The organism is Burkholderia sp. Ac-20345 (assembly GCF_017104825.1).
GTDB classification, from domain to species: Bacteria; Pseudomonadota; Gammaproteobacteria; order Burkholderiales; family Burkholderiaceae; genus Burkholderia; species Burkholderia lata_B.
The window spans coordinates 12,995-36,913 of record NZ_JAAGPO010000063.1 but is presented as its reverse complement, the minus strand read 5'-3'; the positions used below and the strand labels follow the sequence as shown (position 1 = coordinate 36,913).

At 60.9% G+C, this 23,919-nt stretch carries 36 protein-coding genes; all 36 read left to right on the top strand.

From position 1 onward, the window contains the following. The first annotated feature begins 78 nt into the window (after positions 1-78). The 36 genes from recQ to dsbD all read left to right on the top strand — a co-directional run bounded on the left by recQ (position 79) and on the right by dsbD (position 23,918). Entirely contained in the window at positions 79-1,926 is a 1,848-nt protein-coding gene (recQ, locus tag G3O06_RS22735) for a DNA helicase RecQ (RefSeq protein ID WP_174919023.1), read from the top strand. A 226-nt stretch (positions 1,927-2,152) separates the two neighbouring features. Beyond that, complete coding sequence (gene rpsL, locus G3O06_RS22730) at positions 2,153-2,533, top strand: 30S ribosomal protein S12 (protein WP_006400662.1); 381 nt, start codon at positions 2,153-2,155, stop codon at positions 2,531-2,533. Positions 2,534-2,705: 172 nt separating this feature from the next. Next, complete coding sequence (rpsG, locus tag G3O06_RS22725; RefSeq protein WP_006477195.1) at positions 2,706-3,176, top strand: 30S ribosomal protein S7; 471 nt, start codon at positions 2,706-2,708, stop codon at positions 3,174-3,176. Between the two features lie 123 nt (positions 3,177-3,299). Then, positions 3,300-5,402, top strand: a complete 2,103-nt coding sequence (gene fusA, locus G3O06_RS22720) for an elongation factor G (protein WP_122944197.1) — start codon at positions 3,300-3,302, stop codon at positions 5,400-5,402. Between the two features lie 39 nt (positions 5,403-5,441). Beyond that, complete coding sequence (gene tuf / locus G3O06_RS22715) at positions 5,442-6,632, top strand: elongation factor Tu (protein ID WP_011350666.1); 1,191 nt, start codon at positions 5,442-5,444, stop codon at positions 6,630-6,632. Positions 6,633-6,919: 287 nt separating this feature from the next. Next, the gene (gene rpsJ, locus G3O06_RS22710) at positions 6,920-7,231 is read left to right on the top strand and encodes a 30S ribosomal protein S10 (protein ID WP_004199280.1); all 312 of its coding nucleotides are present in this window, start codon (positions 6,920-6,922) and stop codon (positions 7,229-7,231) included. A 177-nt stretch (positions 7,232-7,408) separates the two neighbouring features. After that, the gene (gene rplC / locus G3O06_RS22705) at positions 7,409-8,059 is read left to right on the top strand and encodes a 50S ribosomal protein L3 (RefSeq protein ID WP_006482922.1); all 651 of its coding nucleotides are present in this window, start codon (positions 7,409-7,411) and stop codon (positions 8,057-8,059) included. Continuing rightward, the gene (gene rplD, locus G3O06_RS22700; protein ID WP_011350675.1) at positions 8,059-8,679 is read left to right on the top strand and encodes a 50S ribosomal protein L4; all 621 of its coding nucleotides are present in this window, start codon (positions 8,059-8,061) and stop codon (positions 8,677-8,679) included. Before rplC ends, rplD begins: the two co-directional genes overlap by 1 nt. Next, positions 8,676-8,990 carry a 50S ribosomal protein L23 gene (rplW, locus tag G3O06_RS22695; RefSeq protein WP_004199275.1) on the top strand — a complete coding sequence of 105 codons (315 nt, stop codon included), beginning with the start codon at positions 8,676-8,678 and terminating at the stop codon, positions 8,988-8,990. Before rplD ends, rplW begins: the two co-directional genes overlap by 4 nt. 2 nt (positions 8,991-8,992) lie before the next feature. Beyond that, a complete protein-coding gene (gene rplB / locus G3O06_RS22690) occupies positions 8,993-9,820 on the top strand; it encodes a 50S ribosomal protein L2 (protein ID WP_006482900.1) in 828 nt (275 codons plus the stop codon). A 10-nt stretch (positions 9,821-9,830) separates the two neighbouring features. Then, positions 9,831-10,106, top strand: a complete 276-nt coding sequence (rpsS, locus tag G3O06_RS22685; protein ID WP_004199273.1) for a 30S ribosomal protein S19 — start codon at positions 9,831-9,833, stop codon at positions 10,104-10,106. A gap of 12 nt (positions 10,107-10,118) precedes the next feature. Beyond that, entirely contained in the window at positions 10,119-10,448 is a 330-nt protein-coding gene (rplV, locus tag G3O06_RS22680) for a 50S ribosomal protein L22 (RefSeq protein ID WP_004199272.1), read from the top strand. An 11-nt stretch (positions 10,449-10,459) separates the two neighbouring features. Then, on the top strand, positions 10,460-11,260 hold the full coding sequence (gene rpsC / locus G3O06_RS22675; RefSeq protein WP_006482899.1) for a 30S ribosomal protein S3: 801 nt from the start codon (positions 10,460-10,462) through the stop codon (positions 11,258-11,260). Positions 11,261-11,262: 2 nt separating this feature from the next. Beyond that, positions 11,263-11,679, top strand: coding sequence for a 50S ribosomal protein L16 (gene rplP / locus G3O06_RS22670; RefSeq protein WP_006482873.1), 417 nt, complete (start codon positions 11,263-11,265; stop codon positions 11,677-11,679). A 9-nt stretch (positions 11,680-11,688) separates the two neighbouring features. After that, positions 11,689-11,883: a 50S ribosomal protein L29 gene (gene rpmC, locus G3O06_RS22665; protein ID WP_006400652.1), complete on the top strand. Its 195-nt coding sequence runs from the start codon at positions 11,689-11,691 to the stop codon at positions 11,881-11,883. Then, positions 11,880-12,152 (top strand): 30S ribosomal protein S17, encoded by a 273-nt coding sequence (gene rpsQ, locus G3O06_RS22660; RefSeq protein WP_006477189.1) that lies wholly within the window; start codon positions 11,880-11,882, stop codon positions 12,150-12,152. Before rpmC ends, rpsQ begins: the two co-directional genes overlap by 4 nt. A gap of 309 nt (positions 12,153-12,461) precedes the next feature. Beyond that, positions 12,462-12,830, top strand: coding sequence for a 50S ribosomal protein L14 (rplN, locus tag G3O06_RS22655; RefSeq protein ID WP_006482918.1), 369 nt, complete (start codon positions 12,462-12,464; stop codon positions 12,828-12,830). 9 nt (positions 12,831-12,839) lie between these two features. Further along, on the top strand, positions 12,840-13,148 hold the full coding sequence (rplX, locus tag G3O06_RS22650) for a 50S ribosomal protein L24 (protein WP_128841826.1): 309 nt from the start codon (positions 12,840-12,842) through the stop codon (positions 13,146-13,148). A gap of 16 nt (positions 13,149-13,164) precedes the next feature. Then, positions 13,165-13,704 carry a 50S ribosomal protein L5 gene (gene rplE / locus G3O06_RS22645; protein WP_006477186.1) on the top strand — a complete coding sequence of 180 codons (540 nt, stop codon included), beginning with the start codon at positions 13,165-13,167 and terminating at the stop codon, positions 13,702-13,704. Positions 13,705-13,711: 7 nt separating this feature from the next. Continuing rightward, a complete protein-coding gene (gene rpsN / locus G3O06_RS22640) occupies positions 13,712-14,017 on the top strand; it encodes a 30S ribosomal protein S14 (RefSeq protein ID WP_011350676.1) in 306 nt (101 codons plus the stop codon). A 14-nt stretch (positions 14,018-14,031) separates the two neighbouring features. Further along, a complete protein-coding gene (rpsH, locus tag G3O06_RS22635) occupies positions 14,032-14,427 on the top strand; it encodes a 30S ribosomal protein S8 (RefSeq protein ID WP_011350677.1) in 396 nt (131 codons plus the stop codon). 18 nt (positions 14,428-14,445) lie between these two features. After that, complete coding sequence (rplF, locus tag G3O06_RS22630) at positions 14,446-14,976, top strand: 50S ribosomal protein L6 (protein WP_085042828.1); 531 nt, start codon at positions 14,446-14,448, stop codon at positions 14,974-14,976. Between the two features lie 12 nt (positions 14,977-14,988). Beyond that, positions 14,989-15,354: a 50S ribosomal protein L18 gene (rplR, locus tag G3O06_RS22625; protein ID WP_006477183.1), complete on the top strand. Its 366-nt coding sequence runs from the start codon at positions 14,989-14,991 to the stop codon at positions 15,352-15,354. Between the two features lie 14 nt (positions 15,355-15,368). Then, on the top strand, positions 15,369-15,887 hold the full coding sequence (gene rpsE / locus G3O06_RS22620) for a 30S ribosomal protein S5 (RefSeq protein ID WP_006482895.1): 519 nt from the start codon (positions 15,369-15,371) through the stop codon (positions 15,885-15,887). Between the two features lie 15 nt (positions 15,888-15,902). Next, positions 15,903-16,085 (top strand): 50S ribosomal protein L30, encoded by a 183-nt coding sequence (gene rpmD, locus G3O06_RS22615; RefSeq protein ID WP_006400644.1) that lies wholly within the window; start codon positions 15,903-15,905, stop codon positions 16,083-16,085. Between the two features lie 26 nt (positions 16,086-16,111). Further along, positions 16,112-16,546, top strand: coding sequence for a 50S ribosomal protein L15 (gene rplO, locus G3O06_RS22610; RefSeq protein WP_006477180.1), 435 nt, complete (start codon positions 16,112-16,114; stop codon positions 16,544-16,546). 42 nt (positions 16,547-16,588) lie between these two features. Next, a complete protein-coding gene (secY, locus tag G3O06_RS22605; protein WP_072443819.1) occupies positions 16,589-17,938 on the top strand; it encodes a preprotein translocase subunit SecY in 1,350 nt (449 codons plus the stop codon). Between the two features lie 7 nt (positions 17,939-17,945). After that, a complete protein-coding gene (gene infA / locus G3O06_RS22600) occupies positions 17,946-18,164 on the top strand; it encodes a translation initiation factor IF-1 (protein WP_004521905.1) in 219 nt (72 codons plus the stop codon). Between the two features lie 20 nt (positions 18,165-18,184). Then, a complete protein-coding gene (gene rpmJ / locus G3O06_RS22595) occupies positions 18,185-18,301 on the top strand; it encodes a 50S ribosomal protein L36 (RefSeq protein ID WP_004199844.1) in 117 nt (38 codons plus the stop codon). A gap of 38 nt (positions 18,302-18,339) precedes the next feature. After that, positions 18,340-18,705, top strand: a complete 366-nt coding sequence (gene rpsM / locus G3O06_RS22590) for a 30S ribosomal protein S13 (RefSeq protein WP_006477178.1) — start codon at positions 18,340-18,342, stop codon at positions 18,703-18,705. Positions 18,706-18,733: 28 nt separating this feature from the next. Continuing rightward, positions 18,734-19,135, top strand: a complete 402-nt coding sequence (rpsK, locus tag G3O06_RS22585; RefSeq protein WP_004197937.1) for a 30S ribosomal protein S11 — start codon at positions 18,734-18,736, stop codon at positions 19,133-19,135. Positions 19,136-19,289: 154 nt separating this feature from the next. Beyond that, positions 19,290-19,913 carry a 30S ribosomal protein S4 gene (gene rpsD, locus G3O06_RS22580; protein WP_174919022.1) on the top strand — a complete coding sequence of 208 codons (624 nt, stop codon included), beginning with the start codon at positions 19,290-19,292 and terminating at the stop codon, positions 19,911-19,913. 124 nt (positions 19,914-20,037) lie between these two features. Then, a complete protein-coding gene (gene rpoA, locus G3O06_RS22575; protein WP_006477176.1) occupies positions 20,038-21,015 on the top strand; it encodes a DNA-directed RNA polymerase subunit alpha in 978 nt (325 codons plus the stop codon). Between the two features lie 138 nt (positions 21,016-21,153). Next, entirely contained in the window at positions 21,154-21,549 is a 396-nt protein-coding gene (gene rplQ / locus G3O06_RS22570) for a 50S ribosomal protein L17 (RefSeq protein WP_006477175.1), read from the top strand. Between the two features lie 202 nt (positions 21,550-21,751). Further along, complete coding sequence (gene cutA / locus G3O06_RS22565) at positions 21,752-22,078, top strand: divalent-cation tolerance protein CutA (protein ID WP_174999006.1); 327 nt, start codon at positions 21,752-21,754, stop codon at positions 22,076-22,078. Continuing rightward, positions 22,071-23,918, top strand: coding sequence for a protein-disulfide reductase DsbD (gene dsbD / locus G3O06_RS22560; protein ID WP_205817561.1), 1,848 nt, complete (start codon positions 22,071-22,073; stop codon positions 23,916-23,918). Before cutA ends, dsbD begins: the two co-directional genes overlap by 8 nt. The last annotated feature ends 1 nt before the right edge of the window (position 23,919 follow it).

The window sequence follows — 23,919 nt, the reverse complement described above, 5'->3', positions numbered from 1 at the left end:
AACCGCACGATTCGCCACGCGTCGAGCGAGCGGGTTGTTAAAATTGCGGTCATCGTTTAGCCGTCCCAGCCCTCATTCATGTCCCGCGCCCTCGAAATCCTCGACGAAGTATTTGGTTATCCCGCATTTCGCGGCCAGCAGGGCGAGATCGTCGAACACGTCGCCGGCGGCGGCGATTGCCTCGTGCTGATGCCGACCGGCGGCGGCAAGTCGCTGTGCTACCAGATCCCGGCGCTGCTGCGTCGCGAGGCCGGGCAGGGCGCCGGCATCGTCGTGTCGCCGTTGATTGCGCTGATGCAGGACCAGGTCGCCGCACTGAGCGAAGTGGGCGTGCGCGCGGCATACCTGAATTCGACGTTGTCGGGCGCCGAAGCCGCGGCGACCGAGCGCGCGCTGCGCGAAGGCGAAATCGACCTGCTGTACGTCGCGCCGGAACGGCTGATGACGGGGCGCTTCCTCGATCTGCTCGAGCGCGCGAAGATCGGCCTGTTCGCGATCGACGAAGCGCACTGCGTGTCGCAATGGGGGCACGATTTCCGCCCGGAATACATCCAGCTGTCGGTGCTGCACGAGCGGTTTCCGTCGGTGCCGCGCGTCGCGCTGACGGCCACGGCCGATGCGATCACGCGCGACGAGATCATCCATCGTCTCGCGCTCGACGACGCGCGCGTGTTCGTGTCGAGCTTCGACCGCCCGAACATCCGCTACCGGATCGTCGAAAAGGACAACGCGCGTTCGCAGCTGCTCGATTTCATCCGCGCCGAACACACGAATGCCGACGGTACGACGGATGCGGGCGTCGTCTATTGCCTGTCGCGCCGCAAGGTCGAGGAAACGGCCGAATGGCTTAAGGCGCAGGGCGTGCGCGCGCTGCCGTATCACGCGGGGATGGAGTTCGAGGTGCGGCAGAAGCACCAGGAAATGTTCCAGCGCGAGGAAGGCATCGTGATGTGCGCGACGATCGCGTTCGGCATGGGCATCGACAAGCCGGATGTGCGCTTCGTCGCGCACCTGGATCTGCCGAAGAGCGTCGAAGGTTACTACCAGGAAACGGGCCGCGCCGGCCGCGACGGGATGCCCGCGAATGCGTGGATGGCGTACGGTCTCGGCGACGTCGTCCAGCAGCGCAAGATGATCGACGAGTCCGATGCGGACGACGCGCACAAGCGCGTCCAGACGTCGAAGCTCGACGCGCTGCTCGGGCTGTGCGAGACGATCTCGTGCCGCCGCGTGCGGCTGCTGAACTACTTCGGCGAGGAGAGCAAGCCGTGCGGCAACTGCGACACGTGCCTCGAGCCGCCCGATTCGTGGGACGCCACGCGTGAGGCGCAGATGGCGCTGTCCTGCGTGTTCCGCGCGCAGCGCGCGAGCGGCTTCAATTTCGGCTCGAGCCATCTGATCGAGATCCTGCGCGGCGGGCGCACCGAGAAGGTGTTGCAGCGCGGCCACGACCAGCTCACGACCTTCGGGATCGGCGCGTCGCTGTCGGAGCCCGAGTGGCGCGCGATTTTCCGGCAGCTCGTCGCGTACGGCTACCTGGCCGTCGATCATGGCGGCTTCGGCGCGCTCGTGCTGACCGAGGCCGCGAAGCCCGTGCTGAAGAACGAGGAGAAGGTCACGCTGCGCCGCTACGTGAAGCCGCAGCGCACGCGCCAGTCGTCGAGCCGCAGCGGTACGCGAGTCGATCCGACGGCCGGCATGGGCACGCGTGAGCGCGCGCGATGGGATGCACTGCGCGCATGGCGAGCGGAAACCGCGAAGACGGACGGCGTGCCGGCCTACGTGATTTTCCACGACGCGACGCTCGCCGAGATCGCACGCAACGCGCCGGAGACGATCGACGACCTGCGCCATATCCCCGGCATGGGTGTGCGCAAGCTGGAGCGCTTCGGCGACGAGATCATCGACGTCGTCGAGTCGGCCTGACACAGGCGTTCCGACCCTTCCGGTAAACCACGCGTCTGACCGGCGAATCACGCAAGCCGTTGACTTAGTTGGTATTTCCGGAATATCATGCTGGGTTCCGGTATTCGGCGGGCCGAGTTGCGTTCGAAAGTTCGCCCCGTTTCGCCGGTTCGGAAGTCAACTGTGCGCCGATTCTCGCTTTGCCCGAAATCGATGCGCAGATTTTGTTCAATTTCAGGAATAAACAATGCCAACCATCAACCAACTGGTTCGCAAAGGCCGTCAGTCGGAAACGACGAAGAGCAAGAGCCCGGCCCTGCAGGACTGCCCCCAGCGTCGCGGCGTGTGCACCCGTGTGTACACGACGACGCCGAAGAAGCCGAACTCGGCACTCCGTAAGGTCGCCAAGGTTCGTCTGACGAACGGCTTCGAAGTGATTTCGTACATCGGCGGTGAAGGCCACAACCTGCAGGAACACTCGGTTGTGCTGATCCGCGGCGGCCGTGTGAAAGACTTGCCGGGTGTGCGTTACCACATGGTTCGCGGCTCGCTGGATACCCAGGGCGTCAAGGACCGTAAGCAAGCGCGCTCGAAGTACGGCGCGAAGCGTGCAAAGGCTGCCAAGTAAGCAGTTTTTGATCAGGGATCGCCGTAGGGCGGTCAAGGCGGGAGTGCCGGATTGCCGGTGCTGTCGAGTAAGTGGTCACCCGGCCAAGCTGGTTAGTCGTGAAGATGTGATCGGGTTTGTTGGTGGCCGCGGAGCTGGAACCAGCTCCAACTGAACAAGTAAAGGAAGAATCATGCCGCGTCGTCGCGAAGTCCCCAAGCGGGAAGTGTTGCCGGATCCGAAGTTCGGTAACGTTGATGTAGCCAAGTTCATGAACATGCTGATGCTGTCCGGCAAGAAGTCGGTCGCAGAGCGCATCGTTTATGGCGCATTCGAACAAATCCAGACCAAGGGTGGCAAGGACCCGCTGGAAGTGTTCACGGTTGCGCTCAACAACGTCAAGCCGGTGGTCGAAGTGAAGAGCCGTCGCGTTGGTGGTGCCAACTATCAAGTTCCGGTCGAAGTGCGCCCGTCGCGTCGTATGGCATTGGCGATGCGCTGGCTGCGTGAGGCTGCGAAGAAGCGTAGCGAGAAGTCGATGGCCCTGCGCCTGGCAGGTGAACTCTCCGAAGCGGCCGAAGGCCGTGGCGGCGCGATGAAGAAGCGCGACGAAGTTCACCGCATGGCAGAAGCCAACCGCGCGTTCTCGCATTTCCGTTTCTAAGCGCCTGGCTGGGCTTTTAGCGGAAATAAATTCCGGGCGGGTGCGCTTTTCAGGCGCCTCGCCCGTTTGTGTTGAAGCATGATGCAGCGGCGCTGCATCGTGCCATCCCAGTAGAGGATCAAAGTGGCTCGCAAGACTCCTATCGAGCGCTACCGCAATATCGGTATTAGCGCTCACATCGACGCCGGCAAAACGACGACGACCGAGCGCATTCTGTTTTACACCGGTGTGAACCACAAGATCGGTGAAGTCCACGACGGCGCAGCCACGATGGACTGGATGGAGCAGGAACAGGAGCGTGGCATCACGATCACGTCCGCTGCTACCACCGCCTTCTGGAAGGGTATGGCCGGCGACCGTCCGGAACACCGCATCAACATCATCGACACCCCGGGCCACGTCGACTTCACGATTGAAGTCGAGCGCTCGATGCGCGTGCTCGACGGCGCATGCATGGTGTATTGCGCAGTGGGCGGCGTGCAGCCGCAGTCGGAAACGGTGTGGCGCCAGGCGAACAAGTACAAGGTGCCCCGTCTCGCGTTCGTCAACAAGATGGACCGTACCGGCGCGAACTTCTTCAAGGTCTACGACCAGCTCCGTCTGCGCCTGAAGGCGAACCCGGTTCCGGTCGTGGTGCCGATCGGTGCGGAAGAAGGCTTCAAGGGTGTCGTCGACCTGATCAAGATGAAGGCGATCATTTGGGACGAGGCATCGCAAGGTACCAAGTTCGACTACGTGGACATCCCGGCGGAACTCGTCGACACGTGCAATGAATGGCGTGAAAAGATGGTCGAAGCGGCTGCCGAGTCGAGCGAAGAGCTGATGAATCAGTATCTCGAAGCGGGCGACCTGGCCGAAGCCGAGATCTTGAAGGGTCTGCGTGACCGTACGATCGCGTGCGAAATTCAGCCGATGCTGTGCGGTACCGCATTCAAGAACAAGGGCGTGCAGCGTATGCTCGACGCCGTGATCGATTTCCTGCCGTCGCCGATCGACATCCCGCCGGTTACGGGTGAACTCGAAAATGGCGAGAAGACGGAACGCCGTGCGTCCGACGACGAGAAGTTCTCGGCACTCGCGTTCAAGATCATGACCGACCCGTTCGTCGGCCAGCTGATCTTCTTCCGCGTCTACTCGGGCGTCGTCAATTCGGGCGACACGCTGCTCAATGCGACCAAGGACAAGAAGGAACGTCTCGGCCGTATTCTGCAGATGCACGCGAACCAGCGCGAAGAAATCAAGGAAGTTCGCGCAGGCGACATCGCTGCTGCGGTCGGCCTGAAGGAAGCGACCACGGGCGACACGCTGTGCGATCCGGCACATCCGATCGTGCTCGAACGCATGATTTTCCCGGAGCCGGTGATTTCGCAGGCCGTCGAGCCGAAGACGAAGGCTGACCAGGAAAAGATGGGCCTGGCGCTCAACCGTCTCGCTCAGGAAGATCCGTCGTTCCGCGTGCAGACCGACGAAGAATCGGGTCAAACCATCATTTCGGGCATGGGCGAGCTCCACCTCGAAATTCTGGTCGACCGGATGAAGCGCGAATTCGGCGTGGAAGCGACCGTCGGCAAGCCGCAGGTGGCATACCGCGAAACCATTCGCAAGTCGGCTGCCGATGTCGAAGGCAAGTTCGTCAAGCAGTCGGGTGGTCGTGGTCAGTACGGCCATGCGGTCATTACGCTCGAGCGCAGCGAACTGGGCAAGGGCTACGAGTTCGTCGACGCGATCAAGGGCGGCGTGATTCCGCGTGAATACATCCCGTCGGTTGACAAGGGTATCCAGGAAACGCTGAAGAGCGGCGTGCTGGCTGGCTTCCCGGTTGTCGACGTGAAGGTCACGCTGACGTTCGGTTCGTACCACGACGTCGACTCGAACGAAAATGCGTTCCGCATGGCCGGTTCGATGGCGTTCAAGGAAGCGATGCGTCGTGCGGATCCGGTTCTGCTCGAGCCGATGATGGCCGTGGAAGTGGAAACGCCGGAAGACTTCATGGGTAACGTGATGGGCGACCTGTCGGGTCGTCGCGGCATCATCCAGGGTATGGACGACATGGTTGGCGGCGGCAAGATCGTGCGCGCCGAAGTGCCGCTGTCGGAAATGTTCGGCTACTCGACGTCGCTGCGTTCGCTGACGCAGGGTCGCGCAACGTACACGATGGAATTCAAGCACTACGCTGAAGCTCCGAAGAACGTTGCAGAAGCGATCATCAGCGCGAAGACGAAGTAATTCGTTATCACAATCGATTATTTTTGAAAGAAGAGAATCATGGCAAAAGGTAAATTCGAGCGGACCAAGCCGCACGTGAACGTTGGTACGATTGGTCACGTTGACCACGGCAAGACGACGCTGACGGCAGCGATCACGACGGTTCTGACGAAGAAGTTCGGCGGCGAAGCGAAGGCATACGACCAGATCGACGCGGCACCGGAAGAAAAGGCGCGCGGCATCACGATCAACACGGCACACGTCGAGTACGAAACGGCTAACCGCCACTACGCACACGTCGACTGCCCGGGCCACGCTGACTATGTGAAGAACATGATCACGGGCGCAGCGCAGATGGACGGCGCGATCCTGGTTTGCTCGGCAGCAGACGGCCCGATGCCGCAAACGCGTGAGCACATCCTGCTGGCGCGTCAGGTTGGCGTTCCGTACATCATCGTGTTCCTGAATAAGTGCGACATGGTGGACGACGCTGAACTGCTCGAGCTGGTCGAGATGGAAGTTCGCGAACTCCTGTCGAAGTACGACTTCCCGGGCGACGACACGCCGATCGTGAAGGGTTCGGCAAAGCTGGCGCTGGAAGGCGACACGGGCGAGCTGGGCGAAGTGGCGATCATGAGCCTGGCCGACGCGCTGGACACGTACATCCCGACGCCGGAGCGTGCAGTTGACGGCGCGTTCCTGATGCCGGTGGAAGACGTGTTCTCGATCTCGGGCCGTGGTACGGTTGTGACGGGTCGCGTCGAGCGCGGCATCGTGAAGGTCGGCGAAGAAATCGAAATCGTCGGTATCAAGCCGACGGTGAAGACGACCTGCACGGGCGTTGAAATGTTCCGCAAGCTGCTGGACCAAGGTCAAGCAGGCGACAACGTTGGTATCCTGCTGCGCGGCACGAAGCGTGAAGACGTGGAGCGTGGCCAGGTTCTGGCGAAGCCGGGTTCGATCACGCCGCACACGCACTTCACGGCTGAAGTGTACGTGCTGAGCAAGGACGAAGGCGGCCGTCACACGCCGTTCTTCAACAACTACCGTCCGCAGTTCTACTTCCGTACGACGGACGTGACGGGCTCGATCGAGCTGCCGAAGGACAAGGAAATGGTGATGCCGGGCGACAACGTGTCGATCACGGTGAAGCTGATTGCTCCGATCGCGATGGAAGAAGGTCTGCGCTTCGCAATCCGCGAAGGCGGCCGTACGGTCGGCGCCGGCGTCGTCGCCAAGATCATCGAGTAATATCGACGATCCGCGGATCCCTACGGGGTCCGCGATTCCGCGGTATGCAGTCCGTACCGTCGAAACCGGGTGTCCAGCTTGCGCTGGCACCCGGTTTTGTTTTTCCGCCACGCCGAAGCGCGGGGCGAGAAGTTCGCACCATCGCTCCAGAATTTCGTGTAGAATCGCGGGCTTAGTAGTGGAAGTACCGTCCGGAACCTGATGTCTCGCTCCCCGCAGGCGTCATGTTTCACGTTCTTTTAGTGTTCGGCGATGCAACATCGCCTCGCTCTTTCCAGGGAATTGTCATGCAGCAACAGAAAATCCGCATTCGCCTGAAGGCTTTCGACTATCGTCTGATCGATCAATCGGCTGCCGAAATCGTCGATACCGCAAAGCGGACTGGCGCAATCGTCCGTGGCCCGGTGCCGCTGCCGACGCGCATTCAGCGTTTTGACATCCTGCGTTCGCCGCACGTCAACAAGACGTCGCGCGATCAGCTCGAAATCCGTACCCACCAGCGCCTGATGGACATCGTCGATCCGACCGACAAGACGGTTGACGCGCTGATGAAGCTCGATCTGCCGGCTGGCGTCGACGTGGAAATCAAGCTGCAGTAAGGCTTCCAGCGCCAATCGGCTTGCCGGGCGGCGCTAAGTCTTTGATTGCTTGCGGAAAACGCGAAGGCGGGCTATAATGCTTGGCTTTTCGCGTATTCGCGTAAAAAAGTTGGGCCTTGCGTGCCCGGCATTTTGTAAATCAGCCCCGACCAATCGCAGTCGGGAATGGAGAAAATGATGAGCCTTGGACTCGTAGGTCGCAAGGTTGGCATGACCCGTATCTTCACGGCGGAAGGGGATTCGATTCCCGTCACCGTGCTGGACGTGTCGGACAACCGCGTGACGCAGATCAAGACTGTTGAAACCGACGGCTACACGGCCGTGCAGGTTGCATTCGGCTCCCGTCGTGCCTCGCGCGTGACGAAGCCGCTGGCAGGTCATCTCGCCAAAGCCGGTGTCGAAGCCGGTGAAATCCTCAAGGAATTCCGCATTGACGCGGCCAAGGCAGCTGAGCTGTCGAATGGCGCCGTGGTCGGTGCTGATCTTTTCGAAGTGGGCCAGAAGGTCGACGTGCAAGGCGTGTCGATCGGTAAGGGCTACGCCGGTACGATCAAGCGTTACAACTTCTCCTCCGGCCGTGCTACGCACGGTAACTCGCGCTCGCACAACGTGCCGGGCTCGATCGGTATGGCGCAGGATCCGGGTCGTGTTTTCCCGGGTAAACGCATGACGGGTCACATGGGTGACGTGACGGTGACGGTGCAGAACCTCGAAATCGCTCGTATCGACGCAGAGCGCAAGCTGCTGCTCGTGAAGGGTGCGATTCCGGGCGCGAAGGGCGGCAAGGTCTTCGTGACGCCGGCCGTCAAGACCAAGGGGGCGAAATAATGGAACTCAAGCTCCTGAACGAAAATGGTCAGGAAGGTGCAGTGGTCAACGCATCGGACGTCGTGTTCGGTCGTGACTACAACGAAGCACTGATCCACCAGGTCGTCGTCGCTTACCAGGCGAATGCTCGCCAGGGTAACCGCGCACAGAAGGACCGTGAGCAAGTCAAGCACACGACGAAGAAGCCGTGGCGCCAGAAGGGTACGGGCCGCGCTCGTGCCGGTATGTCGTCGAGCCCGTTGTGGCGTGGCGGTGGTCGTATCTTCCCGAATTCGCCGGAAGAAAACTTCTCGCACAAGGTCAACAAGAAGATGCATCGCGCAGGTCTCTGCTCGATCTTCTCGCAGCTGGCCCGTGAAGGCCGTCTGTCGGTCGTCGAGGACATCATCCTCGAAGCGCCGAAGACCAAGCTGCTGGCCGAAAAATTCAAGACCATGGGTCTCGACTCCGTGCTGATCATTACGGATACGGTCGACGAGAACCTGTACCTGGCTTCGCGCAACCTGCCGCACGTGGCGATTGTCGAGCCGCGCTACGCTGACCCGCTGTCGCTGATCTACTTCAAGAAAGTGCTGGTCACGAAGGCTGCGGTCGCCCAGATCGAGGAGTTGCTGTCATGAGCGAGATTCGCAAGAACGATCATCGTTTGATGCAGGTCCTGCTCGCGCCGGTGATCTCGGAAAAGGCGACGCTGGTTGCCGACAAGAACGAGCAAGTCGTGTTCGAAGTCGCACCGGATGCCACGAAGCAGGAAGTGAAGGCAGCTGTCGAGCTGCTGTTCAAGGTTGAAGTTGATTCCGTCAACGTGCTGGTTCAGAAGGGCAAGCAAAAGCGCTTTGGCCGTTCGATGGGCCGCCGCAAGGACGTGAAGAAGGCGTACGTTTGCCTGAAGCCCGGCCAGGAAATCAACTTTGAAGCGGAGGCCAAGTAATCATGGCAATCGTTAAAGTTAAGCCGACATCGCCGGGTCGCCGCGCGATGGTCAAGGTGGTCAACAAGAACCTGCACCAGGGCAAGCCGTTCGCGGCACTGCTCGACTCGCAGAGCTCGACCGCCGGCCGTAACAACAACGGTCGTATCACCACGCGTCACAAGGGTGGTGGTCACAAGCAACACTATCGTATCGTCGATTTCCGTCGCACGAAGGATGGCATCCCGGCAAAGGTCGAGCGTCTCGAGTACGACCCGAACCGTAGCGCGAACATCGCGCTGGTGCTCTACGCAGACGGCGAACGTCGCTACATCATCGCCCCGAAGGGCCTGACGGTCGGCCAACAGCTGATGTCGGGTTCGGAAGCGCCGATCCGTGCAGGCAACACGCTGCCGATCCGCAACATTCCGGTCGGTACGACGATCCACTGCATCGAGATGCTGCCGGGCAAGGGCGCGCAAATGGCGCGTTCGGCTGGTACGTCGGCCATGCTGCTCGCACGTGAAGGCGTCTACGCGCAGGTTCGTCTGCGTTCGGGCGAAATCCGCCGCGTGCACATCGAGTGCCGTGCAACGATCGGTGAAGTCGGCAACGAAGAGCATAGCCTGCGCCAGATCGGCAAGGCTGGCGCGAACCGCTGGCGCGGTATCCGCCCGACGGTGCGTGGCGTTGCGATGAACCCGGTTGATCACCCGCACGGTGGTGGTGAGGGCAAGACGGCTGCAGGTCGCGATCCGGTTAGCCCGTGGGGTACGCCGGCTAAGGGTTATCGCACCCGTAGCAACAAGCGCACGACGACGATGATCGTCCAGCGCCGTCACAAGCGTTAAGGAGTAGGCAATGGCACGTTCTGTTAAAAAAGGTCCGTTCTGCGACGCCCATTTGCTGAAGAAAGTTGAGGCGGCTGCAGCTTCGCGCGACAAAAAGCCGATCAAGACCTGGTCGCGTCGCTCGACGATTCTGCCGGATTTCATCGGCCTGACGATCGCTGTTCACAACGGCCGTCAACACGTTCCGGTGTACATCTCGGAAAACATGGTCGGCCACAAGCTTGGCGAGTTCGCACTGACCCGTACGTTCAAGGGTCACGCAGCCGACAAGAAGGCCAAGAAATAAGGGGCAATCAAGATGGAAGTGAAAGCAATTCATCGCGGTGCCCGCATCTCGGCGCAGAAAACGCGCCTTGTGGCTGACCAGATCCGCGGTTTGCCGGTCGACAAGGCGCTGAACGTTCTGACGTTCTCGCCGAAGAAAGCGGCTGGCATCGTGAAGAAGGTTGTGCTGTCGGCAATCGCGAATGCGGAGCACAACGAAGGCGCCGATATCGACGAGCTCAAGATCAAGAGCATCTACGTCGACAAGGCTGCATCGCTCAAGCGTTTCACCGCGCGCGCCAAGGGCCGCGGTAACCGCATCGAGAAGCAATCCTGTCACATCACTGTGACGGTCGGGAATTAAGGAGCCATACGATGGGACAGAAAATTCATCCGACTGGCTTCCGCCTGGCTGTCAGCCGCAATTGGGCTTCGCGTTGGTACGCGAACAACAACAATTTCGCGGCGATGCTGCAGGAAGACATCGGTGTTCGTGAATACCTGAAGAAGAAGCTGAAGAACGCTTCGGTCGGTCGGGTCGTCATCGAGCGTCCGGCGAAGAACGCGCGCATCACGATTTACAGCTCGCGTCCGGGTGTGGTCATCGGCAAGAAGGGCGAGGATATCGAGCAGCTGAAGACGGAACTGCAACGCCGCATGGGCGTTCCGGTTCACGTCAACATCGAAGAAATCCGCAAGCCGGAAACCGATGCTCAGCTGATCGCTGACTCGATCACGCAACAGCTCGAGCGCCGGATCATGTTCCGTCGCGCGATGAAGCGTGCGATGCAGAACGCGATGCGTCTGGGTGCCCAGGGCATCAAGATCATGAGCGCAGGCCGCCTGAACGGTATCGAAATCGCTCGTACGGAGTGGTATCGCGAAGGTCGCGTGCCCCTTCACACGCTGCGTGCCGACATCGACTACGCGACTTCGGAAGCGAAGACGACCTACGGGATCATCGGCGTCAAGGTGTGGGTTTACAAGGGCGATACGCTCGGCCGCAACGACGCACCGGTGGTGGAAGAAGTAGCCGAAGACAAGCGTCCGCGTCGCAATGCGCGTCCGGGCGACCGTCGTCCGCGCCGTGACGGCGAAGGCGGCGCTCCGGGTGCTCGTCGTGGCGCACCGCGCCGTGGCGCCGGCAAGCCCGAAGACGGCAAGACTGGAGAATAACGATGCTGCAACCGAAACGCAGAAAGTATCGTAAAGAGCAGAAGGGTCGTAACACCGGCAAGGCGACGCGCGGCAACGCAGTGTCGTTCGGTGAATTCGGCCTGAAGGCTATCGGTCGCGGTCGTTTGACCGCACGCCAGATTGAAGCGGCGCGTCGTGCAATGACGCGTCACATCAAGCGTGGCGGCCGCATCTGGATCCGGATCTTCCCGGACAAGCCGATTTCGCAGAAGCCGGCCGAAGTACGTATGGGTAACGGTAAGGGTAACCCGGAGTACTACGTCGCCGAGATTCAGCCGGGCAAGATGCTCTATGAAATGGACGGCGTAACCGAAGAACTGGCACGCGAAGCGTTCCGTCTGGCTGCAGCCAAGCTGCCGCTGAAGACGGCGTTCATCGTGCGCCAGCTCGGCGCCTAAGGAGAAAATATGAAGGCTTCCGAACTTCTCCAGAAAGACCAGGCCGCGCTCAACAAGGAGCTGGCGGACCTGCTGAAGGCGCAATTCGGCCTGCGCATGCAACTCGCGACCCAGCAGCTCACGAACACGAGCCAGCTGAAGAAGGTTCGTCGCGACATCGCACGTGTGCGGACCGTCATGACTCAGAAGGCGAACCAGAAATGAACGATAGCGTGAAAACCTCGCTGAAGCGGACGCTGGTCGGTCGGGTCGTCAGCAACAAGATGGACAAGACCGTCACCGTGCTGATCGAGCACCGCGTCAAGCACCCGATCTACGGCAAGTATGTCGTGCGCTCGAAGAAGTACCACGCGCACGATGAAGCGAACACCTACAACGAAGGCGATCTCGTCGAAATCCAGGAAACTCGTCCTGTTTCGAAGACGAAGGCCTGGACGGTGTCGCGCCTCGTCGAAGCAGCTCGCGTCATCTAAGCGGGTAGCGCAGTAGGCAGTAACAGGCACTTCTCCGCGAAGTGCTTGAAATCGCAAAGTATTTGCTTGCGTGACCAGGATTATTTGTTATAATCCTGGTCTTCCCTCTTTATGGGAGCCCCGTCGCGGGCGAAGTTGGTGGGGGAAGCGGACTGGCGCCTGCCTGTCCGAAAGATTCACCGAATTGCGATGGCGGGTTTCGTTTGCCGTCGCTGCTGTTCCAACCCAAGCAGCCGATTGGCTGACGGGACCAAGACTGACCGAGTGCATCATGGTGGTGCATCCGGATTAAGTTGGGAAAGACAAACCATGATCCAGACCGAATCTCGGCTCGAAGTAGCCGACAACACGGGTGCACGTGAAGTTCTGTGCATCAAGGTGCTCGGCGGCTCGAAGCGTCGTTATGCCGGCATTGGCGACATCATCAAGGTGAGCGTCAAAGAGGCAACGCCGCGCGGGCGCGTGAAGAAAGGCGAAATTTACAACGCCGTGGTGGTTCGCACCGCCAAGGGCGTGCGCCGTCAAGACGGCTCGCTGATCAAGTTCGACGGCAACGCCGCTGTGCTTTTGAATAACAAGCTCGAGCCGATCGGCACCCGTATCTTCGGGCCGGTGACGCGTGAGCTGCGTAGCGAACGATTCATGAAGATCGTTTCGCTGGCGCCGGAAGTGCTGTAAGGAGTCGCGATGAACAAGATTCGCAAAGGTGACGAAGTCATCATCGTCACTGGCAAGGACAAGGGCAAGCGCGGCGTCGTGCTGGCTGTCGGTGCAGAGCATGTGACGGTTGAAGGTATCAACCTCGTCAAGAAGCATGTGAAGCCGAACCCGATGAAGGGTACGACGGGTGGCGTGGAAGCGAAGACGATGCCCCTGCATATTTCGAACGTCGCACTGGTCGACGCGAATGGCAAGGCGTCGCGTGTTGGCATCAAGGTCGAGGAAGGCAAGAAGGTTCGCTTCCTGAAGACGACCGGTGCTGTACTGAGCGCCTGACGCAGCGGAGTAAAAAATGGCTCGTTTTCAAGAGTTTTACAAAGAAAAGGTTGTGCCCGGCCTGATCGAGAAGTTCGGTTACAAGTCGGTCATGGAAGTGCCGCGCATCACCAAGATCACGCTGAACATGGGTCTTGGCGAAGCGATCGCTGACAAGAAGATCATCGAGAACGCCGTCGGCGACCTCACGAAGATCGCTGGTCAGAAGCCGGTCGTGACGAAGGCGCGCAAGGCAATCGCAGGCTTCAAGATCCGCCAGGGCTACCCGATCGGCGCGATGGTGACGCTGCGTGGCCAAGCGATGTACGAATTCCTCGACCGTTTCGTGACGGTTGCGCTGCCCCGCGTGCGTGACTTCCGCGGTGTGTCGGGTCGTGCTTTCGATGGCCGTGGCAACTACAACATCGGTGTGAAAGAGCAGATCATTTTCCCCGAAATCGACTACGACAAGATCGACGCACTGCGTGGGCTGAACATCAGCATCACGACGACTGCGAAGACCGACGACGAAGCAAAGGCTCTGCTCGCCAGCTTCAAGTTCCCGTTCAGAAACTGAGGTTACCGTGGCTAAACTGGCACTGATCGAACGTGAAAAGAAGCGCGCCCGCCTGGTCGCGAAGTTCGCAGCAAAGCGCGATGCGCTGAAGGCGATCGTCGAAGACCAAAGCAAGTCGGAAGAAGAGCGCTACGAAGCACGCCTTGAGCTGCAGCAACTGCCCCGCAACGCAAACCCGACCCGCCAGCGTAACCGCTGCGCGATCACGGGCCGTCCGCGTGGCACGTTCCGTAAATTCGGCCTCGCGCGTAACAAGATTCGTGAAATCGCATTCCGTGGCGAGATTCCTGGCCTGACCAAGGCGAGCTGGTAATAGGAGAAACGTAAATGAGCATGAGTGATCCTATCGCCGATATGCTGACTCGCATCCGCAATGGGCAGATGGTCGAGAAGGTATCGGTGTCGATGCCCTCGTCGAAAGTCAAGGTTGCAATCGCGCAAGTCCTGAAAGACGAAGGCTATATCGACGATTTCGCCGTTAAGGCGGAAGGTGCGAAGTCCGAACTGAATATCGCGCTGAAGTACTACGCTGGCCGTCCGGTCATCGAACGCATCGAACGCGTGTCGAAGCCTGGCCTGCGCGTGTACCGCGGCCGTAACGACATTCCGCAGGTCATGAATGGCCTCGGTGTGGCAATCGTGTCGACGCCGAAGGGCGTGATGACCGACCGCAAGGCGCGCGCTACCGGCGTCGGCGGCGAAGTCATCTGCTACGTCGCTTAAAGCCGAGGAGAGAGAAACATGTCTCGAGTAGGTAAGAGCCCGATCGCGCTGCAAGGCGCGGAAGTCAAGCTGGCCGACGGTGCAATCACCGTCAAGGGCCCGCTGGGCACCATCACGCAAGCGATCAATCCGCTCGTGAACGTGGCGAACAACGACGGCACGCTGAACCTGTCGCCGGTGAACGAAAGCCGCGAAGCAAATGCACTGTCGGGCACGATGCGCGCGATTATCGCGAATGCCGTGCACGGCGTGACCAAGGGTTTCGAGCGCAAGCTGACGCTGGTTGGCGTCGGTTATCGTGCACAAGCGCAAGGCGACAAGCTGAACCTGTCGCTGGGTTTCTCGCACCCGGTGGTGCACCAGATGCCGGAAGGCGTCAAGGCAGAAACCCCGACGCAAACCGAAATCGTGATCAAGGGGATCAACAAGCAACAAGTCGGTCAAGTGGCTGCGGAAGTCCGCGGTTACCGTCCGCCTGAGCCGTACAAGGGCAAGGGTGTGCGCTATTCCGACGAGGTTGTGATCCTCAAAGAAACGAAGAAGAAGTAAGGGTGCGCAATCATGGATAAGACTCAATCTCGCCTGCGCCGCGCTCGCCAGACGCGTATCAAGATCGCTGAGCTGCAGGTCGCGCGTCTCGCCGTGCATCGCACGAACACGCACATCTACGCTCAAGTGTTCTCGCCCTGCGGCACCAAGGTGCTCGCCAGCGCGTCGACGCTCGAAGCTGAAGTGCGCGCTGAACTGGCCGACAAGTCGGGCAAGGGCGGCAACGTTAATGCCGCGACGCTGATCGGCAAGCGTATTGCCGAGAAGGCAAAGGCTGCCGGCATCGAATCCGTCGCCTTCGACCGCTCGGGCTTCCGCTACCACGGCCGCGTCAAGGCGCTGGCTGAGGCAGCTCGCGAAGCTGGGCTCAAGTTCTAAGGAAGGAATTCGTCATGGCAAAGATGCAAGCGAAAGTTCAGGCTGACGAGCGCGACGACGGCCTTCGTGAAAAGATGATTTCGGTCAATCGCGTGACCAAGGTCGTGAAGGGTGGCCGTATTCTCGGCTTCGCCGCACTGACCGTGGTTGGCGACGGTGATGGCCGTATCGGTATGGGCAAGGGCAAGGCGAAGGAAGTGCCGGTCGCTGTCCAGAAGGCAATGGAACAAGCTCGTCGCAACATGTTCAAGGTGCCGCTCAAGAACGGCACGTTGCAGCACGAAGTGCACGGCAAGCATGGCGCATCCGCTGTCCTCCTCGCTCCGGCGAAGGCAGGTACGGGCGTGATCGCCGGCGGCCCGATGCGCGCAGTGTTCGACGTGATGGGCGTTCAGAACGTCGTGGCAAAGAGCCACGGTTCGACGAACCCGTACAACCTCGTTCGCGCCACGCTGGACGGTCTGCGCAAGCAGTCCACCCCGGCAGACATCGCGGCGAAGCGCGGCAAGTCCGTCGAAGAAATTTTGGGCTAAGCCCGGGTGGTCACCATGTCTGAAAAAACTGTCAAGGTTCAGCTCGTTAAGAGCCTGATCGGGACCCGCGAATCGCACCGCGCGACCGTGCGTGGCCTGGGCCTGCGCCGACTCAACTCGGTCAGCGAGCTTCAGGACACGCCGGCGGTCCGCGGCATGATCAACAAGGTCTCGTACCTCGTTAAGGTCATCGCGTAAGCGGCCCTACGGATCAAGGAGTTGATATGGAATTGAATAACCTGAAGCCGGCAGCTGGCGCCAAGCACGCCAAGCGTCGCGTCGGCCGTGGCATCGGTTCGGGCCTCGGCAAGACGGCTGGCCGTGGTCACAAGGGTCAGAAATCGCGTTCGGGCGGCTTCCACAAAGTCGGTTTCGAAGGCGGTCAGATGCCGCTGCAACGTCGTCTGCCGAAGCGCGGCTTCACGTCGCTGACGAAGGAATTCGTCGGTGAAGTGCGCCTGAGCGACCTCGAGAAGCTGCCGGTCGACGAGATCGATCTGCTCGCACTGAAGCAAGCCGGCCTGGTCGGCGAGCTGACGAAGAGCGCAAAGATCATCGCGACGGGCGAACTGAAGCGCAAGATCGTCGTGAAGGGTCTCGGTGCCACCAAGGGTGCGCGCGCTGCGATCGAAGCGGCCGGCGGTTCGTTCGCCGAGTGACACGCGTAGCGCGTCGTCACTTGCATTCATCGGAGAAGGTACTTGGCTAACAGCCCGAGTCTTGCAAAACCCGGTCGAAGCACGGCGAAATTCGGCGATCTGCGTCGGCGAGCGATGTTCCTGCTCCTGGCGCTGATCGTCTATCGCATCGGCGCGCACATTCCCGTGCCGGGCATCGATCCGGATCAACTGGCTAAGCTGTTCCAGAGCCAGGCGGGCGGCATCCTGGGCATGTTCAACATGTTCTCGGGTGGCGCGCTTTCCCGCTTCACGATCTTTGCGCTGGGGATCATGCCGTACATCTCGGCGTCGATCATCATGCAGTTGCTGGCGATCGTATCGCCGCAGCTCGAGGCGCTGAAGAAGGAAGGGCAGGCAGGGCAACGGAAGATCACGCAGTACACGCGGTATTTCACCGTGGTGCTCGCGACCTTCCAGGCTTTCGGTATCGCGGCTGCGCTGGAAAACCAGCCGGGCCTCGTCACCGATCCCGGCATGCTGTTCCGTCTGACGACGGTCGTGACGCTGGTTACCGGCACGATGTTCCTGATGTGGCTCGGCGAGCAGATTACCGAGCGTGGTCTGGGCAACGGTATCTCGATCATCATCTTCGGCGGGATCGCAGCAGGGTTCCCGAATGCCGTCGGTGGGTTGTTCGAGCTGGTGCGTACGGGTTCGATGAGCATCATTTCGGCGATCATCATCGTCGTTCTGATCGCCGCGGTGACTTACCTGGTCGTGTTCATCGAACGCGGTCAGCGCAAGATCCTCGTGAACTACGCGAAGCGCCAGGTCGGCAACAAGATCTACGGTGGGCAGTCGTCGCATCTGCCGCTGAAGCTGAACATGTCGGGTGTGATTCCGCCGATCTTCGCATCGTCGATCATTCTGTTCCCGGCAACGATTCTCGGCTGGTTCAGTACCGGTCAGCCGACGGGAAGCTGGATTTCCAATACGTTGCATAACGTTGCGGAAGCGCTTAAGCCGGGCCAGCCGGTCTATGTGCTGCTGTACACGCTGGCAATCGTGTTTTTCTGCTTCTTCTACACCGCGCTGGTGTTCAACAGCAGGGAAACCGCGGACAACCTGAAGAAAAGCGGCGCGTTTGTTCCGGGCATCCGTCCGGGCGATCAGACCGCACGATATATCGACCGCATCCTCACGCGTCTGACGCTGGCCGGTGCGATCTACATCGTCTTCGTGTGTCTGCTGCCGGAGTTTCTGGTGCTGCGCTGGAACGTGCCGTTTTATTTTGGTGGAACGTCGCTGCTGATCATTGTCGTCGTCACGATGGACTTTATGGCGCAGGTGCAGTCGTACGTTATGTCGCAACAGTATGAGTCTCTGCTCAAGAAGGCAAACTTCAAGGGCGGCAACATCCCGACGCGTTGAAAGGACTATGGCCAAAGACGATGTAATCCAGATGCAGGGTGAGGTGATCGAAAACCTCCCGAATGCGACCTTCCGTGTGAAGCTGGAAAACGGCCATGTCGTGTTGGGGCATATTTCCGGAAAGATGCGGATGCACTACATCCGCATTCTGCCCGGCGACAAGGTGACGGTTGAGTTGACGCCTTACGATCTGTCTCGTGCGCGGATCGTGTTCCGGGCGAAGTGATTTGAAAAAAGGGTATTATCATGAAAGTGATGGCATCGGTTAAGCGCATTTGCCGCAATTGCAAGATCATCAAGCGCAAAGGCGTCGTTCGCGTGATCTGCAGCTCGGATCCGCGCCACAAGCAGCGCCAAGGCTGACCGCGCGTTTGTTTGCGCTTTTTGTTTGAGGAAAAACAATGGCTCGTATCGCAGGGGTTAACATCCCGAATCACCAGCACACCGAGATCGGCCTGACGGCAATCTTTGGTGTCGGCCGCACCCGTTCGCGCAGCATCTGCGTGGCAGCTGGCGTCGATTTTTCGAAGAAGGTCAAGGACTTGACCGACGCAGACTTGGAAAAGCTGCGTGAAGAAGTGGGCAAGTTTGTCGTCGAAGGCGATCTGCGCCGCGAAGTGACGATGAACATCAAGCGCCTGATGGACCTCGGTTGCTACCGTGGTGTTCGTCATCGCAAGGGCCTGCCGATGCGCGGTCAGCGTACGCGTACGAACGCACGTACTCGCAAGGGTCCGCGTCGTGCAGCGCAAGCGCTGAAGAAGTAAGCGGAACTGACAGTTACAGGAAAACGTAATGGCTAAGGCTTCGAACACCGCGGCGCAACGCGTTCGCAAGAAGGTTAAGAAGAACGTCGCTGAAGGCGTGGTTCACGTTCACGCGTCGTTCAACAACACGATCATCACGATCACCGATCGCCAAGGCAACGCACTGGCATGGGCGACGTCGGGCGGTCAGGGCTTCAAGGGCTCGCGCAAATCGACGCCGTTCGCTGCCCAGGTCGCAGCCGAGTCGGCTGGCCGCGTCGCGATGGAATACGGCGTGAAGAATCTGGAAGTGCGGATCAAGGGCCCGGGCCCGGGTCGTGAGTCGGCAGTGCGCGCACTGCACGGCCTCGGCATCAAGATCACCGCGATTTCGGACGTCACCCCGATTCCGCACAACGGCTGCCGTCCGCCGAAGCGTCGTCGTATCTAAAGGTGTGCTGGCACGTTCGTGCTAGCACATTGCCTGTCGCCGCGTAGCGTCGACGGGCGTTGCTTTTTTGATTGACTAAGCCCACCGTTCGCCCCAAAGGGCGCGAACTAGCGCGGATTCATATCTGCGTGACTGATTGATAGAGGAATGCAAAGTGGCACGTTATATCGGCCCCAAGGCCAAGCTGTCCCGCCGTGAAGGCACCGACCTGTTCCTGAAGAGCGCACGCCGCTCGCTCGCCGACAAGTGCAAGCTCGACAGCAAGCCGGGTCAGCACGGCCGTACCTCGGGCGCACGTACGTCCGACTACGGTACGCAGCTGCGCGAAAAGCAGAAGGTCAAGCGCATCTACGGCGTGCTGGAGCGTCAGTTCCGCCGCTACTTCGCCGAAGCCGACCGCCGCAAGGGCAACACGGGTGAAAACCTGCTGCAACTGCTCGAGTCGCGCCTCGACAACGTCGTGTATCGCATGGGCTTCGGCTCGACCCGCGCTGAAGCGCGTCAGCTGGTGAGCCACAAGTCGATCACCGTGAACGGCGTCGTCGCGAACGTCCCGTCGCAGCAAGTGAAGTCGGGTGACATCGTCGCGATCCGCGAAAAGGCGAAGAAGCAGGCGCGTATCGTCGAAGCGCTGTCGCTGGCCGAGCAAGGCGGCATGCCGAGCTGGGTTGCAGTCGATGCGAAGAAGTTCGAAGGCACGTTCAAGCAAATGCCGGAACGCGCTGACATCGCAGGCGACATCAACGAAAGCCTGATCGTCGAATTGTATTCGCGTTAATCCGATTGACGGCCGAGGTACCCCGATTGCGTTACGCAAGGAGGGGCCTCGGCTGTTTATTTTCTGGTTGTTACCGGTCAGCCTTATCGGTGTAACGAGCCGAGGGTATTGAAAAGGAAAGCCCATGCAAACCAGTTTGCTGAAACCCAAGATCATCGCCGTGGAATCGCTGGGCGAGAACCACGCGAGGGTGGTCATGGAACCGTTCGAACGCGGTTACGGCCATACCTTGGGCAATGCGCTGCGTCGCGTGCTGCTGTCGTCGATGGTTGGCTACGCGCCGACCGAAGTGACGATCGCGGGCGTGGTGCACGAGTACTCGACGCTGGATGGCGTGCAGGAAGACGTCGTCAACCTGCTGCTGAACCTGAAGGGCGTGGTGTTCAAGCTGCATAACCGTGACGAAGTGACGGTTACGCTGCGCAAGGAAGGTGAAGGCGTTGTCACGGCCGGCGATATCGAGCTGGCTCACGACTGCGAAGTCATCAACCCGAATCACGTGATTGCACACCTGTCGAAGGGCGGCAAGCTCGACGTTCAGATCAAGATCGAAAAGGGTCGCGGCTATGTGCCCGGCAACGTCCGTCGCTACGGCGAAGACACGGCCAAGATCATCGGCCGCATCGTCCTCGACGCATCGTTCTCGCCGGTTCGCCGCGTGAGCTACGCTGTCGAAAGCGCACGTGTCGAGCAGCGTACCGACCTCGACAAGCTCGTGATGAACATCGAGACGAGCGGTGTGATCACGCCGGAAGAAGCGATCCGTCAATCGGCCCGCATCCTGGTTGACCAGCTGTCCGTGTTCGCGGCGCTGGAAGGCACGGAAACGGCAGCCGAAGCGCCGTCGCGTGCACCGCAGATCGATCCGATCCTGCTGCGTCCGGTGGACGATCTCGAGCTGACGGTTCGTTCGGCGAACTGCCTGAAGGCCGAGAACATCTACTACATCGGCGACCTGATCCAGCGCACGGAAAACGAGCTGCTGAAGACGCCGAACCTCGGTCGCAAGTCGCTCAACGAGATCAAGGAAGTGCTCGCTTCGCGCGGTCTCACGCTGGGCATGAAGCTCGAAAACTGGCCGCCGGCTGGTCTCGACAAGTAAGCCTGGTTGAAGCTGTAGTTGGCAAAGATGCGGATTTTCCTTTAAAATCCGCATCTTGCTTTTTTTCGTTACCGGCCCGTGCACCCTTCGAGGTGCGATAGAAGAGCTGGATCAAAACTTTGAATCAAGGAAACTGAAATGCGCCATCGTCATGGTCTGCGGAAACTGAACCGCACGAGCAGCCACCGTCTGGCTATGCTCCGTAACATGTCCAACTCGCTGATCGAGCACGAAGTCATCAAGACGACGCTGCCGAAGGCGAAGGAACTCCGTAAAGTCGTCGAGCCGCTGATCACGCTCGGCAAGAAGCCGTCGCTGGCAAACCGTCGCCTGGCGTTCAACCGCCTGCGCGATCGTGACTCGGTGGCGAAGCTGTTCGACGTGCTCGGTCCGCGTTTCGCGAACCGTCCGGGCGGCTACCTGCGCGTGCTGAAGTTCGGCTTCCGCGTGGGCGACAACGCACCGATGGCACTGGTCGAGCTGCTCGATCGTCCGGAAGTCGACGAAACGGAAAACGTGCAAGAAGCTGAGTAAGCTTCCGGTACGCAGCAGTATCTGAAAGGGGCCGAGCAATTGCTTGGCCCTTTTTGTTTTTCAGGCGCCGGCTGCGATCGATTGTCGCAGGGCGGTGCCGGCAGCGTTGTGCGGGGTGCGCTACGATACGGGGCAGCCAGCGCGCTCCCCAGGTGGGCAATCCGCGTCGGCAGGAGCCGATAGACCAGCCAGGAGGGCGCGGATGATAGTGGTGCTGATGCTGACGACGGTGCCCGACGCCGAGACCGCCAACGCGCTTTCAGACGGTGCGCTCGATGCGCGGCTTGCCGCGTGCGTGTCGGAGCTCGGTGCGATCAAGTCGCGCTACCACTGGCAGGGCAAGGTCGAAACGGCCGACGAGATCCAGTTGCTGTTCAAGACGAGCCCCGTGCGGGCGCTCGAACTGGAGCGATTTATTCTCGCGCATCATCCTTACGAGACGCCCGAAATCGTCTCGTGGCAGACGACGGCATCGGCCGCGTACGGTCAGTGGGTGACCAGCGAAACTCAACGTCTATTTCATGTTTAACGGTATGGCGCTTCCCATGCGCGTGCGCGCGCTACGGTTCCTCGCAGTCCTGTTGTCGTTCATGCTGGTGCTGGGCGGCCTGTCGGTCGCGCGCGCGGCCGACGATTTCCTCGATCCGGCGGTTGCGTTCAAGTTCAGCGCGAGCGAATCGCCGGGACAGGTGGACGTCCGCTTCAAGGTCGCCAACGGCTATTACCTGTACCGCGAGCGGTTCGCATTCGCGGTGAAGAACGGGCAGGCGACGCTCGGCGATCCGCAATTCCCGGCCGGCCATGTGAAGTTCGACCAGACGTTCCAGAAGGACGTCGAGACCTACCGTGACGAAGTCGTCGTGCATGTGCCCGTCAAGCAGGCGTCGGGCGCGTTCGAGCTCGCGGTGACGTCGCAGGGGTGCGCGGACGAGGGCATCTGCTATCCGCCGGCCGAGCACGTCGTGAAGGTCGACGGCGCCGCGCTGGGCGCTGCCTCGTCGTCCGGCGATACGGCTGGCGCGGGCAACTGGTTCGACAAGGTCACGAGCGCCGATTTCGCGCAGTCGCTGCTCGAAGGGCACGGTTTCTTCACGATCGTCGTGCTGTATTTCGTCGCGGGCGTCGTGCTGAGCCTGCTGCCGTGTTCGTACCCGATGATCCCGATCGTGTCGGCGATCATCATCGGCCAGGGCACGCGTGCGACGCATGCGCGCGGCTTCGCGCTGTCGCTGACCTATGTGGTCGGCATGGCGCTGGTTTATACGGTGCTCGGCATCGCCGCGGCGCTGGTCGGCCAGAGCCTCGGCGCGTGGCTGCAGAACCCTTGGGTGCTCGGCGCGTTCGGCGTGCTGCTGACCGCGTTTGCCGTATCGCTGATCTCGGGCAAGGACATCGCGCTGCCCGCGCGCTGGCAAAGCGGTGCAGCCGACGCGTCGAGCGCGCGCCGGGGCGGCCATTTCGTCGCGGTCGCGGCGATGGGTGCGCTGTCCGCGCTGGTCGTCGGCGCATGCATGACGGCGCCGCTGTTCGCGGTGCTCGCCTTCATCGCGCACACGGGCAATGCGCTGCTCGGCGGTGCCGCGCTGTTCGCGATGGGGCTCGGGCTTGGCGTGCCGCTGCTGGTCGTCGGCGTCGGTGCCGGGACGGTGCTGCCGCGCGCTGGCGCATGGATGGACGGCGTGAAGGTGTTCTTCGGCATCGTGCTGCTCGCGGCCGCGCTGTGGATCGTGTGGCCGGTGCTTGCCGGTAGCCTGAAGATGGTGCTCGCGGCGTTGTGGCTGCTGATCGCGGCCGCGGCGCTCGGCCTGTTCACGCCGAATGCCGGCGCCGCGTCCATCTGGCGTCGCCTCGGTCGTGGTGTCGGCGCCGCGCTCGCGATCTGGGCGGCCACGCTGCTCGTCGGCCTGGCCGCGGGATCGACCGATCCGGTCAGGCCGTTGGCGGTGCTGGCGGCACGCACGGTTGCGTCAGGCGGCGCTGCGACGGCAGGCGCGGCCGCAGCGCAGGACGGGCCCGCGTTCGCATCGGTGCGCTCGAGTGGTGAGCTCGACACGCTGCTCAAGACGGCGGGCCAGCCGGTGATGCTCGACTTCTACGCCGACTGGTGCGTGAGCTGCAAGGAGATGGAGCATCTGACGTTTACCGACGCGCGTGTGCAGGCGCGGCTCGCGCAGCTTCACCTCGTGCGCGCGGACGTCACCGCGAACAATCCGGACGACCAGGCGCTGCTGAAGCGTTTCAACCTGTTCGGGCCGCCGGGAATCATCTTCTTCGATCGCAGCGGCAATGAGATCGGGCGCGTGGTTGGCTATCAGGCCGCCGAGACGTTCCTGCGCAGCCTCGACCGGGCTGCGGTCCCGACGGTATGAC